Annotated in this window: 13 protein-coding genes and 3 pseudogenes; 8 read left to right on the top strand and 8 right to left on the bottom strand. The window is 36.0% G+C overall.

Annotated elements, in window-relative coordinates; translation table 11 throughout:
- Positions 1-353: 353 nt before the first annotated feature.
- Positions 354-545: pseudogene (locus ACQKNR_RS28200) on the bottom strand (MFS transporter); the annotation flags it as partial.
- A gap of 137 nt (positions 546-682) precedes the next feature.
- Positions 683-1,915 (bottom strand): cytochrome P450, encoded by a 1,233-nt coding sequence (locus tag ACQKNR_RS28205; RefSeq protein ID WP_427322499.1) that lies wholly within the window; start codon positions 1,913-1,915, stop codon positions 683-685.
- Positions 1,916-2,138: 223 nt separating this feature from the next.
- Between ACQKNR_RS28205 and ACQKNR_RS28210 the strand changes: the two genes are divergently transcribed.
- Positions 2,139-2,720: a TetR/AcrR family transcriptional regulator gene (locus ACQKNR_RS28210; protein ID WP_427322501.1), complete on the top strand. Its 582-nt coding sequence runs from the start codon at positions 2,139-2,141 to the stop codon at positions 2,718-2,720.
- A gap of 112 nt (positions 2,721-2,832) precedes the next feature.
- On the opposite strand, the gene ACQKNR_RS28215 is transcribed toward ACQKNR_RS28210, so the two are convergent.
- Complete coding sequence (locus ACQKNR_RS28215) at positions 2,833-3,381, bottom strand: TetR/AcrR family transcriptional regulator (protein WP_427322503.1); 549 nt, start codon at positions 3,379-3,381, stop codon at positions 2,833-2,835.
- A gap of 274 nt (positions 3,382-3,655) precedes the next feature.
- Here ACQKNR_RS28215 and ACQKNR_RS28220 point away from each other — a divergent pair, with 274 nt between their 5' ends.
- Together ACQKNR_RS28220 and ACQKNR_RS28225 are read left to right on the top strand one after the other, a co-directional pair.
- Positions 3,656-5,863, top strand: a complete 2,208-nt coding sequence (locus ACQKNR_RS28220; protein ID WP_427322519.1) for an MMPL family transporter — start codon at positions 3,656-3,658, stop codon at positions 5,861-5,863.
- A gap of 235 nt (positions 5,864-6,098) precedes the next feature.
- A pseudogene (locus ACQKNR_RS28225) lies at positions 6,099-6,338 on the top strand (NAD(P)-dependent oxidoreductase); the annotation flags it as partial.
- A 240-nt stretch (positions 6,339-6,578) separates the two neighbouring features.
- Here the strand turns inward: ACQKNR_RS28225 and ACQKNR_RS28230 are convergent.
- The 4 genes from ACQKNR_RS28230 to ltrA all read right to left on the bottom strand — a co-directional run bounded on the left by ACQKNR_RS28230 (position 6,579) and on the right by ltrA (position 9,992).
- Positions 6,579-7,079: a GNAT family N-acetyltransferase gene (locus ACQKNR_RS28230; protein WP_427322505.1), complete on the bottom strand. Its 501-nt coding sequence runs from the start codon at positions 7,077-7,079 to the stop codon at positions 6,579-6,581.
- A gap of 265 nt (positions 7,080-7,344) precedes the next feature.
- Positions 7,345-7,971, bottom strand: coding sequence for a Nif3-like dinuclear metal center hexameric protein (locus tag ACQKNR_RS28235; RefSeq protein ID WP_427322521.1), 627 nt, complete (start codon positions 7,969-7,971; stop codon positions 7,345-7,347).
- A complete protein-coding gene (locus tag ACQKNR_RS28240) occupies positions 7,956-8,102 on the bottom strand; it encodes a hypothetical protein (protein ID WP_427322507.1) in 147 nt (48 codons plus the stop codon). Before ACQKNR_RS28240 ends, ACQKNR_RS28235 begins: the two co-directional genes overlap by 16 nt.
- A gap of 228 nt (positions 8,103-8,330) precedes the next feature.
- A complete protein-coding gene (gene ltrA / locus ACQKNR_RS28245; protein ID WP_427322509.1) occupies positions 8,331-9,992 on the bottom strand; it encodes a group II intron reverse transcriptase/maturase in 1,662 nt (553 codons plus the stop codon).
- A gap of 913 nt (positions 9,993-10,905) precedes the next feature.
- On the opposite strand from ltrA, the gene ACQKNR_RS28250 reads away from it, so the two are divergent.
- Both ACQKNR_RS28250 and hfq read left to right on the top strand, forming a co-directional pair.
- Positions 10,906-11,241, top strand: a complete 336-nt coding sequence (locus tag ACQKNR_RS28250) for a transposase (protein ID WP_427322523.1) — start codon at positions 10,906-10,908, stop codon at positions 11,239-11,241.
- A 27-nt stretch (positions 11,242-11,268) separates the two neighbouring features.
- Complete coding sequence (gene hfq / locus ACQKNR_RS28255; protein ID WP_427322511.1) at positions 11,269-11,457, top strand: RNA chaperone Hfq; 189 nt, start codon at positions 11,269-11,271, stop codon at positions 11,455-11,457.
- 423 nt (positions 11,458-11,880) lie between these two features.
- Here the strand turns inward: hfq and ACQKNR_RS28260 are convergent, their stop codons facing one another.
- Positions 11,881-12,387 carry a DinB family protein gene (locus tag ACQKNR_RS28260; RefSeq protein WP_427322513.1) on the bottom strand — a complete coding sequence of 169 codons (507 nt, stop codon included), beginning with the start codon at positions 12,385-12,387 and terminating at the stop codon, positions 11,881-11,883.
- 412 nt (positions 12,388-12,799) lie between these two features.
- Here ACQKNR_RS28260 and ACQKNR_RS28265 point away from each other — a divergent pair, with 412 nt between their 5' ends.
- The 3 genes and pseudogenes from ACQKNR_RS28265 to ACQKNR_RS28275 form a co-directional block, all read left to right on the top strand.
- A complete protein-coding gene (locus ACQKNR_RS28265) occupies positions 12,800-13,669 on the top strand; it encodes an RNA-binding protein (protein ID WP_427322515.1) in 870 nt (289 codons plus the stop codon).
- Positions 13,669-14,640, top strand: a complete 972-nt coding sequence (locus ACQKNR_RS28270) for a hypothetical protein (protein ID WP_427322517.1) — start codon at positions 13,669-13,671, stop codon at positions 14,638-14,640. The genes ACQKNR_RS28265 and ACQKNR_RS28270 overlap by 1 nt, the downstream gene beginning before the upstream one ends.
- A 243-nt stretch (positions 14,641-14,883) precedes the next feature.
- Positions 14,884-15,294, top strand: a pseudogene (locus ACQKNR_RS28275) (DUF2306 domain-containing protein); the annotation flags it as partial.
- Positions 15,295-15,389: the final 95 nt, after the last annotated feature.

The following is a 15,389-nucleotide window of genomic DNA, read 5'->3' on the forward strand; positions in this document are numbered from 1 at the left end:
TATTTGGATAGATACGAAATTTATATGCTTTATTGATTATCATTCCTTTCACCTCCATTTCGATATGCTTCTATTATACAACAAACATACATTCGGTAGGTAGTGAAGTAACAGTTTATATATGTCGAACCATTAAGATGGCTTACTGCCATCCCTTGTCCGAAGCCAATTCATCTCCCACCTATTCACTTCGCGTTCCTTGAGGAAGGAGTCTTCTTGGCTAAAATGATAAATCACTAGCCTTAGAGAAATAATTTTTTTGTTATGGGGGGTATTTAAGAATCTTAGCTTGATAGCGATGGGGTAGAGTCAGGAAAATGCGTATTTACAACGATAAGCATTTTGATACAAGTCTTATAAGACATTATTTGGAGAAAAATATTGGGGATGTAGATTTTTTTAAGAACAACGAAAATGAATAACGATATAGCCCTGATAATTAAAGAGCAATAAACTTTAAGATCTGACCATCTTAAATCACCTGAAGAATTAAAGCTATACACAATACCACCGAAACCTAATGTTGATAAAAGAATGGATAAATACTTTCATCAAATGATCAATCGAGATGTTTTTGGATTTGAAATAGAAGATTAGAGATTATTTTCAAAAACGAAGAAAGAGTGTCCCTCAGTCATTTTTAATGACTTTTGGGACACCCAAATTTACCGGATAACTCGGCCTAGCGGTGAACCTTCAGCGGTAAGCTGGATAAGGCCTGGCCAGCAGCTGAAATCTGTAAATTTGCCTCCAAATTGAAGCCTGGAACCGATTCAATGCGAGAAAATGTCTCCATAAAAATTTTGAACGCTTTGTTAGCTTCCAATCTCGCCAGTGGCGCACCTAGACAGAAATGCGGCCCATTGCCAAACGTTTGATGCCGGTTGTTATTTTTTCGGTGAATATTCACAGTAAATGGATCTTCGAATACATCCTCATCAAAGTTTGCCGCGCTATTCCAAGTGATTACCAAATCGCCTTTCTTCAACTCAACGCCTAGAACATTGTTATCTACTTTCACTTCACGGTCCAATGCAATAACGTGGAAACGGTAACGCAGCATCTCCTCAACAAAATTAGGTACGAGGTTTATATCGCTTCTTAATTCTTCGTAAAGTTTAGGAGCATCATATAGCAATGCGTAGAATGAATTAGCCAACAAAAGACTTGTTGTTTCAACACCCGCCGCAAGAAGAAACATAGTCACACGAACAACTTCTTCATCCGTAAACTTTTCTCCTTCGATTTCAACTTGAATCAAATCAGAAAGAATGTCGTCTGAAAGCTGCTTTCTTTTTTCTACAACGATCGGATACAGATAATTAAAGTACTCCATCGCTGCTTTCGCTTTTTGTTGACCCACTTCCTCGGCATTTTCACTATTGAACGGCATGAACAATATATCGACCCATTTCTTAAACAGTAACTTGTCTTTATGCGGAACCCCAAGCAAATCGGCCATTACTATGATGGGAAGGGGGGTTGTAAAATCTTTGACAATGTCGATCTCCGACTTATCCCCTATTTCGGCAATCAAATCGTTAATAATCTGTTCAATACGCGGCTCCCAAGTTTTGAGACTTCTAGGGGTGAAAGCAGCCGAAAGCAGTGAACGTGACTTACGATGTTCCGGTGGATCCGTTTCATTAATTTTTAAGCGATCTGGGACGCTCCCTTCCTCTGTTTCTGCTCCAATCTGGGAAATGGAACGGTGGCGCTTACTTGAAAATAGTTCATAGTCTGTAAGCACTCGCTTAACGTCTTCATATTTGAAAACATTCCAAGTGTCCGTGCCTGCATGATAGTAAATCGGATGCTCCGTCAGCATTTTTTTATACCAAGAAAATGGAGCAAATTCTTCGGATTTAGTTTTTAAACCCTTAATTTCAGAAGTTGAGATCACTGTATTTTCCATATAAATTCCTCCATGCCTAATTAGAGTACAATAGAACAAAATTTGACTACCTAATTCGTCTGACCCAGAAACATAATCCCCTTAGATTACTTCCTGCATTGATTGTTTTTAATACAATTGTATACTAAGGATTATATGAAATATGATATACACATGTAGATTAAAAAGGGAGAATCAATTTTCACAAGTTGTATAATTAATCTACAAAAAAGGAGAAGTGTAGATGAAAAATAATGAGGAACAGCTGGATTTACGTGTTAGACGTACACATAAATTATTGTGGGAATCTTTATTTGAATTAATGACGCAATCAAAACAGAAATATAGTTCTATTACCATCAATCAAATCTGTGATCGTGCGATGGTGCATCGAACAACATTTTATAAACATTTTGAAGATAAAGATGCGTTACTTGCAGTTGGGATTAACAAATTTCAAGAGGAAGTTTTTCAGATACCACTTTTAGATCGATTAACTAGGCCATTTCAAGTAATGGAACAATGCCTGCAGCATAAAGAGTTTGGTAAAATGTTAGAGTCACAAATGGATGATGAGCAATTTATTAACCGTTTACAGTATCAAAATCATGAAATGAAGAAACTGGAAAATCAAGAGCTAAATCGACTTTGTAAAAATCATACGATACCAAATGAGTTAATTATCGAATTCTATTCGGGTGTCACTGGAACATTAATTGCATGGTGGTTACAAAATAGAAAAAGTGTTTCAGCAGAAGAAATGGATAAATACTTTCATCAATTGATCAATCAAGATATTTTTCATTTTGAAAGGGAATGCCAATAACATTAAATAAATTTTCAACACCCTTAAGAAAGACTTTCTTTGATTATAGCTGCCATTTTGGCAGCTATTTTTATTTCACAAAAAGGGGCAGGTTAGTAGAAGAAAAAATTTTCTATATTTCTTTTTTTATTGGGAACATCTCATATATTTTTTCAACTAAAGATTGAGGAGACTCCCTTGACGATCTTTTGATCCAATCAATGAAGACATTAAAGAATCCACCAATAAAAAATAATGCTTGAGCTCTGCTCATGTTATTACTGATCGGATTGTCTGTTTCAAATACAGATTTTATTGCGGAATTAACATAATCAAGAAGAAGACCAGACATATTGGAATCTATTATATTTTTCATTAGGATACGCTCATTGGCCATAAAACTTATTAAACCTTCTATAAAAAGTTGAAGACTCTCATGAGAATCCAAATAAGTAATTTCTTCTAAAAATTTGTCGATACTTTTTTGCATAGAGGCATTAAGCACATCGTAAATGGTACGATAATATTTGTAAAATGTAACTCTTGCAACTCCAGCTTTTTTGCAAAGATCCGTAACTGTTATATTCTCCAATTTTTTCTCTTGCAGCAGCAGGCCCAAAGCTTCTGTAATGTATTCTTGGGAATATATACCGTCCTGACGTGAGTTTCTCAGCGCTAACACATCCTTTCATTTTGTTAGTTTTAGCTTCTATTTAACTAAAAGTGCTTGAAAAACCACCCCTCTCTTTTATACTTACATGTGTAAGTGCTAATGTTAATACAAATGTTTCGATGATGACTATGCTTATTCTATAAAGGGAATTTGATTTCTGTCAATGTATACAATAATTCGTTTTTCCTGTAGGAATAAAATTCAAATAGTACATAAGGGATACAAAAAAACATTTAGTACCATGTACTTACTATTGTAAATAACGAAGTTGGAGGAGATTAAAATAGCAAAATATCTTTACAAATTAGGTAATTGGGCAGCAAAACACGGGAAGGGTATTATTTTTAGTACCTTAGGAATTTTACTCATCTTGGGAGTACTAGCTGGAAGTTTAGGTCCCTCATTCAATGATGAGTTAACGATTCCAGGCACACCAGCTGATAAAGCAAGTAAGTTGCTAGAAAAAGAATTCCCCGAGTCTCAAAGTGCTGGTGCCCAAATTAAAATAGTTTTTAAAGCTCCAAAAGATCAGACATTAGATTCGGAACAGATAAATAAAGTGATTACGGATACTTTGTCTGATATTAAAAAAGATGATTCAAATGTTGAATCAATTGCAACCCCTATGCAACTTAAAAATTTAACCAAAGATAACACCATGGGTTATGCTGTTGTAAATTATAAAAATGATGCTGAAGATATAAAGGAAGCATCTAAGAAGAATGTATTAAACAAAATTGAACAAACTCGTGACGAGGGAATCCAAACGGAGTTAACCGGTGATGTGAAATTTACTGTAGTCGAATCAAATGGTGAATCGGAGGCTATTGGAATAGTTATTGCCTTTATAATTTTGGCGATTACCTTCACATCTTTCTTAGCAGCTGGGATGCCTATTATCACTGCTATTATAGGGTTAGGAACTGGAATGCTCGTAGTAATGATAGGCTCTAATTATATTGAATTGCAGGATCTATCGCTTTCAGTGGCTATCATGTTAGGAATAGCCGTTGGAATTGATTATGCTTTATTTATTATGACTCGATTTAGACAACAACTTGGTGAAGGACATTCCGTTAAAGAATCTATTGCTATAGCAACTGGAACTGCAGGGAGTGCCGTTGTTTTTGCTGGTATCACTGTAATAATTGGACTTCTTGGATTATCTGTCATGCAGATTCCTTTTTTAACCAAGATGGGAGCAGTATCATCTATTAGTATATTATGTGCTGTATTGGTTTCCATTATCGTACTTCCAGCCATACTAGGAATTGTAGGGCATAGATTTCATCCTTCTACAGGAAATAAATTCTTGAAAAAAATTACAGGTGCAAAAGAAGGCAAAGTACCTTCGAATAAATGGGGAAAGCTTGTCACAAAGCATCCGTTGGTTATGTCTTTCCTGGCAATTGCATTCCTTGCTGTCATTAGTATTCCTTTTTTCCATATGAACCTAGGACTGCCTGATGATGGGGATACCATGTCAAAAGATACAACGGAAAGAAAAGCATATGATCTCATGACAGAAGCATATGGAGAAGGTGTTCACTCTTCTCTAGTTGTAGCAGCAAAAATAGATAGTAAAAAACAAGACCCACAAGAGACACAAAAAGCAATGGCGGAGATTACAGAAGAAATTGGTGGATTAAAGAATGTTAAGAGTGTAACGCCAGCTTTCCCTAATTCTTCTGGTGACGTTTTTATTATCACTGTGACCCCAAAAACGGGACCAAATGATATAGAAACAAAGGATCTTGTGAAGCATATTCGAGAAAAATCGAATACAACAAAAAAAGAAAATGACATTGAGTTATTAGTTACTGGTACAACGGCGGTCAATATAGATATAACAGAAAAGCTAAATACAGCATTACCTATATTCGCAGTGCTTGTAGTAGGACTGGCATACGTTCTTTTAGTGTTAGTATTTAGATCCCTACTACTTCCTTTAAAAGCAGTAGTAGGATTCCTGCTTTCATTGGCTGCAACACTAGGATTTGCTGTGTTTGTTATTCAAGATGGAAATCTTCTTGATTTATTTGGTTTCCCTTCTTCTAGTGCAATTCTTGCCTTCTTGCCAATCCTTACAATTGGTATCCTTTTTGGCTTAGCGATGGACTATGAAGTGTTTCTTGCAAGTCGTATGCGGGAAGTTTACACGCATACAGGCAATCCAAAGGAAGCTATACTTGCAGGGATGAGAGACAGCGGAAAAGTTGTAGCTGCAGCAGGATTAATCATGATAGCTGTATTTTTTGGCTTTATGCTTATGCCAGACCCAATGGTAAAGGCTATAGGTATGAGTCTAGCATTTGGAGTTCTATTTGATGCTTTTGTGGTTAGGCTGACTATTGTTCCGGCAGTTATGACATTGATGGGGAAAGCAGCTTGGTATATGCCAAAATGGCTAGATAAGATTCTTCCAAATATAGATGTTGAAGGGGAATCTATCTTGCATAAATCAGAAAGCGAAGATAAAAGAGTGGGATAAGTGTAGCTATGAGTTAAAATTTGATAGAAAATATCGTTTAAACCAACATGTTAAGGCAAATAAAAAGAATCCATTTTGAAAAAGATTTGATATGCTCCCCATTAGGTAGACAGATAAAAAATAAAACTCTGTTTATTAAAGTAAGTAGTTCAGTTTTTGTGGAGAAACAATTAAAATAGCATACGAATTATAAGGCTAAATCACATATCGATTTAGCCTTTAATTTTTATTGATATTTGTAGAGTTCTATACCCCGCTTCTCGATGAGGGTGAGCACCCTGGTGACGTGGACAGACTCGCAATGGGCTTGGCGAGCGTTGAGCACGTTGTTCATACTTCCCAAGAAGCCAGCATCGACATCGCCTTGCCAGCAACTGTTCTGGAAGTTTTCAGGCGCGGCATGAAGGCTGGTCATGCCAATGATAGCTTCATCAGCCTCATTGAAATCTTCAAAAATTCCGATATTCGTTCATAAAAAATAGGCCATTCCTTTCGGGATGGCCTTTAAAGGGGCGCGGAAACATCGCCATCATTTTTGAAAAAACCACGCTAAGCAAAAAATACAATGAGTTGCCTATATGGATAGCTCATTTACATAATTATCGAAAGCGGAAGTTAAAAGTTTTTAGTTTCTTGCTCAGTTAAAGCCACCCGTTAGTTAAACAACAGAAGGTTTCTTAGTCAAGAACCGCTCCAATCGTATTACGGTATTAAATTACCTATCATAAGGTTCGAGCTTCAAAATAAATTCTTCAACATCCTTGGCTCTCGCGTTGGAAAAACCCTTATCTTCAGAGATGATTTTAAACCTGCATTTTTCCAATACCCTAATGGAGGCGAGGTTATCTTTAGCGGCACGGGCATAGAGCGGGCGTACCTTAATATACTCCAGAAACTCTGACAACGCTTTAGTTGCAATACCATAACCCCAATATTCCTTCCCAATCCAGTAGCTTACTTCGGGTTCGCCGAACTGTTCAAAGTTCGAGACGTGTCCAGTGACAATGCCATTGAATAATATAGTCTTAATTGTGATAGTCTCGTCAGCAATATTTTTTTTCCAATGGTCAAAAAATGCGTGCTTATCAGTGGGGTCTTTAGCTGTAAAAGCAGCCATATAGTTCGCCGTTGAATCTAGTTGTTGTTCGAAAAAGATAGGAAGATCTTCCTCTGTGATATCTCGTAGCTTCACTTCGCTTTTGCTAATGGATTCCATATAATTCACAAGCTCCTTAACATATTTTTGAATATTAATTCTTCCAAATTTAGAGAAATTCCTTCTTCAACTAACCTGCCCTTTAGTTGAAGAAGGAACAATGCATATTGTATACATGTTCAGTTAACATAACCCGTCATTATCGGGATTCAATGTATTTAGAAGACTATTAAAAGTCCTCCAGATTGTTTAACCGGAGGACTTTTATGTCTAAATAATTCTCGATACAGGAAGTTAATCTTTTTAATATAAGTCTAGTTTAATATTAATGATTTAGTTCAAAGTGTTCCTCTTTAAGTTCCATGATCTCAACGTCATTATTTAAATCTTTTATACGTTCAACTAAGCTCTTTACTCCATATATTTCAGTAAAAGTATGACTTCCAACTATAAGATTAATTCCTACAAATTGAGCATATTGAATTGTGTATAAAGTTGCTTCTCCAGTAATGTAAGCATCACATTCTGCTTCTACTGCTAGTTTGATGTAATTTGAAGCGTGACCTGCACCTGTTAATACTCCTATTCTTTTTATTTCTCTTTCGTTATTTCTCCAACTTCTTATTGGTTCATTTAGATTCGTTTGCATTCTTTGAACAAGTGTTGAAAAACTTATTGGTTTATTAAATTCACCAATTCCAGGATTATCTCCATTATCATAAAAGGAATGTTGTATTAGATGATCAACTTCAATAACATTCATTAATGACGTACAAGTTCCAAACTCAACAAAATCTAGGGGACCATGTATATAAAAGTGGCTAATGTTGTGTTCTCTCAGTTTCTTTACACATTCATCTCTTAATCCATAGATAAAATCCCAAGCATCATGATGTGTAATAATTAAGTCTACTTCTTGCTGTACAGCTTGTTCGATTATTTCAGGTGAGATATTAGTTGAATAGCAATTTTGTGAATTGAATCATTGGAGGTATTAAGAAAATCATAGTCATCATCAAATTCTTCTAATAATTCTTTTTTAAATAATTTTTTGATAGTATCTTCGAATTGTTTCAAGTTCATGTTAAGAGCTCCTTTTTCCATAAATTAGTTATTTTTATTTAAGCTATTATAAACCTTAGTTAGAAAAATAAGAATACTCAAACTTCCATGCGCTTGATTTTGTATACTCTATTCATGCTCGGTTAAGTCGGGTAAGCGAGGGGCATCACTGCCCCTAACTCCCCTAAGAACCGTACGTGACAGTTTCCCATCATACGGCTCAAGCCTTCTTTTTGTCCGGTCACAGTATCATTGTAGGCAGGGTAAGTGGACGAGTCGTGCATTTCCATTAGGCTGTGAGTGACTTTGATGAATGGATATATCCTTTACAATGACCTTTTCTCCATTTTGCAGAGGACATTTACATATTGCACAGCGGTACCCCTGTTTTCTAGCCAGCTTCATTCTATCCATTGTATTCTCTAGGTCGAAAACCTTATGGTCTCGCTTTTCCCAGTATTCCTTGAGAGTAGGGTTGTCAGGACTGTTTTTGTACATAACCATAACGTGTCTTTCAATCTTTATCCATGGCATATGTAGTAGCTGAATATTTGTCTTCGGGCAGGTTGGAACCCATACATTCCCTCCATGATGCGGGGCTTTATAGTATCGTATTCTAATCCATTTCCATGACTTTTTAGGATGTAATTGTCTGAGATGTTTACGTATCTTCCAGAATACATAGTTTGCTATCTTACTAAATATCCTTTTAGACACTACATGTTTCCAATATTGTCCGTAACCCCTGATAACTGGATTCAATACCCGAATAACTTCACCAATAGGTTGTCCTTTCATAGTGCGAAGTGTATCTCTAATCTTCCCTTTAGCTTTCTGTATGCCGCTCTTACTTGGTTTAATAAACAATTTATTCCCTTGCCATGTCTTGTACTGTCGGATTGAAAATCCTAGAAACTCAAAACCTCGCTCGATGTGTGTAACCTTCGTTTTTTCTGGGCTTAGTTCCAGTCCTCTATCTTTCAGATAGGGACAGAGTCTCTCATATATGGACTGGGCTTGCTCTTTTGTTTCCGTTAGGACGACAAAATCATCTGCATAACGCACAAGAGCTATTTTACAAGCGGGATGGATAATGTAGCTTCCATTGGCTTTGTAATTCTTTTTGTAAGTGATACCTAATATTTCTTCCATTCCATGAAGTGCGATATTAGCTAATAAAGGTGAGATAATTCCTCCTTGTGGAGTTCCTTCCTGCGTCTCAGAGAAAGTATTTTGTTCCATGTACCCCATTTGAAGCCATCTTTCTATAAGTGGGCTCCCGGGGAAATTGGCTAATTGTTTGAGTATCCAATTATGATTCAGATGGTCAAAACATCCTTTGAAATCTCCTTCAAATATCCATTTCTTCTTACTACCCCCGTTAATCCTGTTGAAGATACTACGTATGGCATCATGTGTACCTCTTTTAGGACGGAAACCATAAGAATTTGCTTCAAATCTAGATTCCCATTGTAGTTCTAATGCGTTTCTGACCATATTTTGATATACTCTGTCTTTTATTGTGGGAATACCTAAAGGTCTTAACTTCCCATTCTTTTTGGCGATGTATATACGTTTCGCTGGTTTCGGATGATGTCGAAGGATATTCTGCTTTCTAAGTTGCTCATATAATTGATTTCTTTCCCTCCGACTTAACGCTGTATGTTCATCTACTCCAGGTGTTCGCTTTCCTTTATTCTGTTGCGTCACCCTTCTAATGGATATTAGTAAGTTCGCCTCACTCCGTAGGAGTAAACGTTGAAGTTTTCTTACCTTTCTACGTTGATTTGACTGTTCGGCACGATAAATTCTTTGTCGTAACTTCGTCACATACATTTGAACTGCTTTCCAATCCGTTGAGTTCCACTCTGTATATGAGACGTGCGCCGACGCTCGTTCTGAGGTGTTCATAACTGCACGCTCCTATTCGTCAGAAGATAACTTACAGATATATTTCCGTGTTGAAGACCTATAAGAAGTGGGCTCTCTTTCGAGCTTGTCATGGGATTGTCCGTGAGGACGACAATATCCGTTCAGTTATACTTGTTGTTTTTCTGTTACCTTTCGGAACAACGGCATTCGCTTTTTCCTATATCCTTTACCCTCTGTCACATCGCTTGACTTTACAGTCTCACTACTGATTTCTCAGATGACATAGGGCTTACCAAGTTTCACATTCCACAGATGCGGTAGGGTTAGGTGGACTCTTTACTCCGGACAAGACGCGGCAGTGTTATGAGCCTGCCTTTCCTCTTGTCAAATACCCAAGCAAGGCTGTACATTATCTTGGGCTAATGGTTACGAAGCTTGCAAGTCTTCACTTTCGTTCACCATACCTATCTTCTCCTAGCAGTTTTCCAGACCATGTACTGGTCATCTGTTTCCGCATTTCCTCATGCAACCCACAAGCCCGTTACCAAGCTTGCAGTTTCGGACGGAGATGGTCTTAGCGTCTAGACTAGTAGCGAAAGCTACACTGTAAGAATGCGACTTCTTGTCGCACCATAACGCATCATTATCGGTAGCAAGAAGAAGGCGGATCCTTATTCTCACAAAGAATTCGCCTTTTTCTTTTTTCTATGACTTTATTCATTTTTTTATACAAACCTATCCTAGTGCAGTTTTAGGGTTCTCTTTTGTTACTGAATTAGCCGAAAAACTGTATAAAACCTTGTATACTCTTAGCGTGTTTTTTTTCCGAAATGCTAGCGGTACCCCGTTTTGGATAGATTTCTTGCAAAATATGTACCTAGAGCAGTATTTAAATTTAAATGTGATACGATAGTTATATATTCGTTTTGCTAGTAAAAGGATATGAGTGTCGATAAAAAACCACATAAAAGTAACTGGAAGAACCCTTCAAACAAATAGAAAATGGTCATATCTCAAGCAAAAACAAAAAGAACATATTTCTAATTGGTTACGTAGAGAATATACACAGTTTGTAAAAATACTTCATAGAAAACCTAGAAAGTATGAACATGATGAGATTCTTCATGAAGTGATGGATCAAATACAGGAACGTGAAATTTGGATTCCTTATGGTGAAGTAAAAAAATATTATCTAAGCAAAATAGGAAGAGGGTTTAGAAAAATAGAAAGTGAATGGGAAACACAAATATCCAACAGTGAAAAGCAACAGATATTAGAGGAAGAGTAAATACAAACAAACCAGGGGGCGTATTTCATGTTTAATTTACAAGAAGATATGTATGAACAATTGAAAGAGAAAAAAGGGGAAGTTACTGTATATTTAAAGAATGGCGTTCCAGTACGTGGGCAGATCCTTGCAACAGATAAATTTACCGTCCTAATGATGGTTCATGGTAAACAACAACTAATCTACAAACAAGCAATCTCTACACTTACTATGTAATAGATACTGGGCTTATGTAAGGATTTCTCAATATCATATTATTAATATGTAAACTATAATATAAGTAACTCTTTTTATTGTTTATATTTTGTTATTTCCTGTTGCAGAATCCTTATAATATTATAAGGATTCTTTTTTGTATCAAAAAATCTACAAAGAAAAAAGATAAGATCGGCGAACACGATCTTATCTTAAGTACAAGGAGTAAACAAAAGAGATAACCATCATATTGTTATTATGGCGTACCGCCAACATTTTAACGGAAATATACGCTAAGGGGTTAAATTTACGAATATCATAGATGGGCATCAATTCGCCCTAGATTTACATGTAACGATTGGAAACTTGAAGAAAATACAGGAGAAAATACTTCGGAGACAAATCGAGAACGACCTTTATAAAGAAACACTCCCGAAGGAGTGTTCATCGTTTCAGTTCAAAAAGGTAAAATCCGTAGTCTGTGGAAATACCTTCATAACCCATTTGTCTAAGCATTGCAGTAATGTTACCACGGTGATATGTGCCGTGATTAACCACGTGCCTAATGAGATCGTTGTAATTAGCCCGCAACTCACCGAATTTAAGCGGATACTCAGATATTGTCTCTAAATCAGATTGATGGTTCAAAATAAACTCTTCATATCGAGCCGCTATTTTATCAAAGTAAGCCTCAAATGCATCGAGCGTGGCATCGTTTACCTCTTCACGCGAGCTCGTCATTGCAGCATAAATGTCCTCAGGACTTTCATGGGACATTATGCTTATCCAAGTGTTATCTACAGAATAGATATGTGCCAATGCGTCACTGATGGTAGGAAATACACTTTTTAGTGGTCTACGATACAGATCATCAGGAAGTTCCTTTAAATGATCAAAAACTCTTTTATTAGCCCAAACATGGTAACGAAATAGCTCAAGCGTATCGTTCATTATATCCCTCCTAGATTCTGATGTTATTTCGGATGGTATAGTGTTCTATACATCGAAATGGATTCTTCAACTATTATACACGATTTTTTTTCGGATGGAATCTCTCGGCCCTTTTTCCGTTAAGTAGTTTACGCATCTTTTTCCCTCGCAATTAAAATTTAAAACAACAAAAGATAAACTTTTTCCTGTATATAAATAATTTTTGAAAATAATTTAATTAATTAAATATATAAATATTTTAACATTTATTCTTATAAATAAGGTAAGTTGCAGGTTTAGTGAAAAAAACAAATAAAAATTTTAGAAAATACTTCTAAAAAACTTAGTTTCTCAGTTAGAAATAACAATAATTCAAGTAGAAGTATTATTTTCGAATTTTATAAATATTGAACAAGGGAGAGGAGATATTTTTATGGATTCAAAAACTTATGAAAAGCTACAGGCATTACGTAGATATAAAGAGCCAATTCAGGCAGTATTGAGAACGGTTAAAAGAAACGATAAAGACGATCCAGATACTGAATATGCTGAGTTCGCCCTTGAAAACGGAAAGATTATAGGTATTTGTAAAAAAGAGGACTTCTCTGATTACTCTTTTAGAAGTATTACACAATTTACAGGTAATATTTTTAACGTAGTAATTACTCAAATGCCTGATGAACTGGATGTAAATAAAGTTCAGGTTTCAGTAAAAGAAGCTAGTAGGAGATCTGCAGATGCGTTAATTCGTGAGTTAATAGAATTGGAGCAAGATGAAAGACTTCAAGAACCTACTTACGAAGCTGAGGTAACTGGATATAACATGAATGCTCAAGTTCCAACTATATTCTTACGCATTAATGGTGCGGAATGCTTTATGAAATTACATGAACTAAACTATGGAAGAGTGTATAAAAACGCTGTGGATCGCTATGCGCCAATTGGTGAACGTATCCCAGTTAAGGTTCTACAATTTAATCCAGAACAGCGACTAATCCACGTATCTAGAAAGGCAGCCGTGGAAAATCCTTATCAGTTATTATCTGAATTAGCTGAGGGGGATACAATTGTAGGAAGGGTTGTAAATGTTGACCCGCGTTTTGGAGTTTTTGTTGAATTGGATCAAGGCTGCACAATTAAAGGAATTGTCCCTAAAACAATCGAACAGCCAGTATTGGATGACGTAGTAAGTATGAGAATTGTAAGTGTGGATGTGGAAAAAGAGAGAGGGTCGGGGGTTATCTTTAAGTTTCCTTTTGGACGCAAAAAAGTTAACGATCCAACGGCGTTTTTATATAACTAATGAGTGCGCCGCAGGTTTCCGTACAAGAGAATGGAAAGGCGGTTCAATATTGGCTTAATAGGGACGAATCTTTATCACTTTGGGATGATCCCTCTTTACAGGGGGGACCAATTCTCCCAGATAAATTTAAACCGCTCACAGATTTACGTAGTATTTATGACAGAATTAATTCAGGATTTATAAATGAAAAGGACAACTTAATACTAAAACTTATTTGGGATTCATTAGCGATTACTGAAGCCCAAATTAAAAATTTTGTGGAATCTAAAATTAGTAGGTCTCAGGTTTCAGAATCGCTGAAAAAACTGGTACTGTATGGATTTGTTAGTCGATGGGAGATAAAATCGGGGCTATTTCCGGATCAACCCAAAACCTCTGCTCCAATCACTCTAAATACTGCTGGTCATTTAATGATGTGGGCTTATCATAACCGCAATACAAACTATTCTTTAAAGCCAGAACAGTGGTTAAAACTTGGTGTAGCAGGGGTACAAAGATTTGTTACTATGAATCAAATAAAATATGAGTTTGCTATAGGACAACAGTTATTAAAAAATTGGTGCTGGTATCCGAAGTTAATTGGTACTGGTAATGGATATAACCCAATTGCTGTTGGAGAAATTAAAACTCCAATTGGAAATCAAAACTTCATATTTGAAAGGGTGCAACAAGGCCAGCGATATGCACAACATTTAAAATCGCGATTGAAAATTTGGGAAGATCAAATTCAAAATGGACCTAATAATTTATTGAATTTCGAAAACACGAAGAGTTTACCAGGTATTTGTATTCTATCTATATCTAATCTTGCTTTAGCAGAACATGTAAGAAAGGAGCTCATGTTAGACTTACGTAAGATTCCTATAATGCTTGTAATAGATGAATGTATTCACAATGAGGGATTCGCAAAATCATTTTATGTCTCAACTCAAAGCGGCATTCAGCAAGCACCATTACCATTTTTGAGATAACAAGAGCTGCTTCAGGTAAATATGCTGAAGCGGCTCTTTGGTGTAATAACGATGAATCGATGTTCAACTCAATTTTTGTTTGTAATATATCTAATTTCATTTCTTATAGATATCAATTAGAGTTGTTTTGATGAAAAAACAAGGTGTTGAATAGATAATTCAAGAAGGCTTTTCTATTTTTCCCTAGAATGAACAGGAATGTATAATCTAATTTCCCTAAATATGGAAAGGAGGCAGTAAAATTTGAACAGGAAAATTTGGTTTATATTTACTTCTTTAGCTGTTTTAGTAGCTAGTTATGTTGTTGTCCAATATTTTATTATGGATGGATTTCAAACAGGACTTGTCAAAATGAAGCTTATGTTTGTATCTAAATTAAGTAATTTTTGGTACATTATGTTATTTATACATATTACAACTAGTATAGTAGCATTAGTAATCGGCCCGTTTACATTATCCACAAAATTTAGAGGAAAGAATATCAACCGTCATCGAATAGTTGGGAGAATCTATATGGTTGGTATATTATTAGGCGGCGTTTCAGGACTGTACTTATCCTTTTACGCTATGGGGGGATTGGTAGCAAAGCTGGGTTTCGGTTTGTTATCCGTATTTTGGCTAACATCAGCATATCAAGCATTAAATAGAGTTAAGATTGAACTACCCCCACTTTCACTTCGTTTAGAAGTGGGGGATTCCTAAGTAAAGAGTTCTATCGAACTCTAATTTATTAGGCTAACCCCGCAGTC

The sequence above is a fragment of the Bacillus sp. NPDC094077 genome (assembly GCF_050279465.1).
In the GTDB taxonomy this organism is placed as follows: Bacteria; Bacillota; Bacilli; order Bacillales; family Bacillaceae_G; genus Bacillus_A.

Excerpts from the sequence above, each read along its gene's own strand:
- ACQKNR_RS28240 (WP_427322507.1), bottom strand. The coding sequence starts at position 8,102 with ATGAACTTGAAACAATTCGAAGATACTATCAAAAAATTATTTAAAAAA.
- hfq (WP_427322511.1), top strand. The coding sequence starts at position 11,269 with ATGTTTAATTTACAAGAAGATATGTATGAACAATTGAAAGAGAAAAAA.
- ACQKNR_RS28270 (WP_427322517.1), top strand. The coding sequence starts at position 13,669 with ATGAGTGCGCCGCAGGTTTCCGTACAAGAGAATGGAAAGGCGGTTCAA.
- ACQKNR_RS28265 (WP_427322515.1), top strand. The coding sequence starts at position 12,800 with ATGGATTCAAAAACTTATGAAAAGCTACAGGCATTACGTAGATATAAA.
- ltrA (WP_427322509.1), bottom strand. The coding sequence starts at position 9,992 with ATGAACACCTCAGAACGAGCGTCGGCGCACGTCTCATATACAGAGTGG.
- ACQKNR_RS28230 (WP_427322505.1), bottom strand. The coding sequence starts at position 7,079 with ATGGAATCCATTAGCAAAAGCGAAGTGAAGCTACGAGATATCACAGAG.
- ACQKNR_RS28205 (WP_427322499.1), bottom strand. The coding sequence starts at position 1,915 with ATGGAAAATACAGTGATCTCAACTTCTGAAATTAAGGGTTTAAAAACT.
- ACQKNR_RS28260 (WP_427322513.1), bottom strand. The coding sequence starts at position 12,387 with ATGAACGATACGCTTGAGCTATTTCGTTACCATGTTTGGGCTAATAAA.
- ACQKNR_RS28210 (WP_427322501.1), top strand. The coding sequence starts at position 2,139 with ATGAAAAATAATGAGGAACAGCTGGATTTACGTGTTAGACGTACACAT.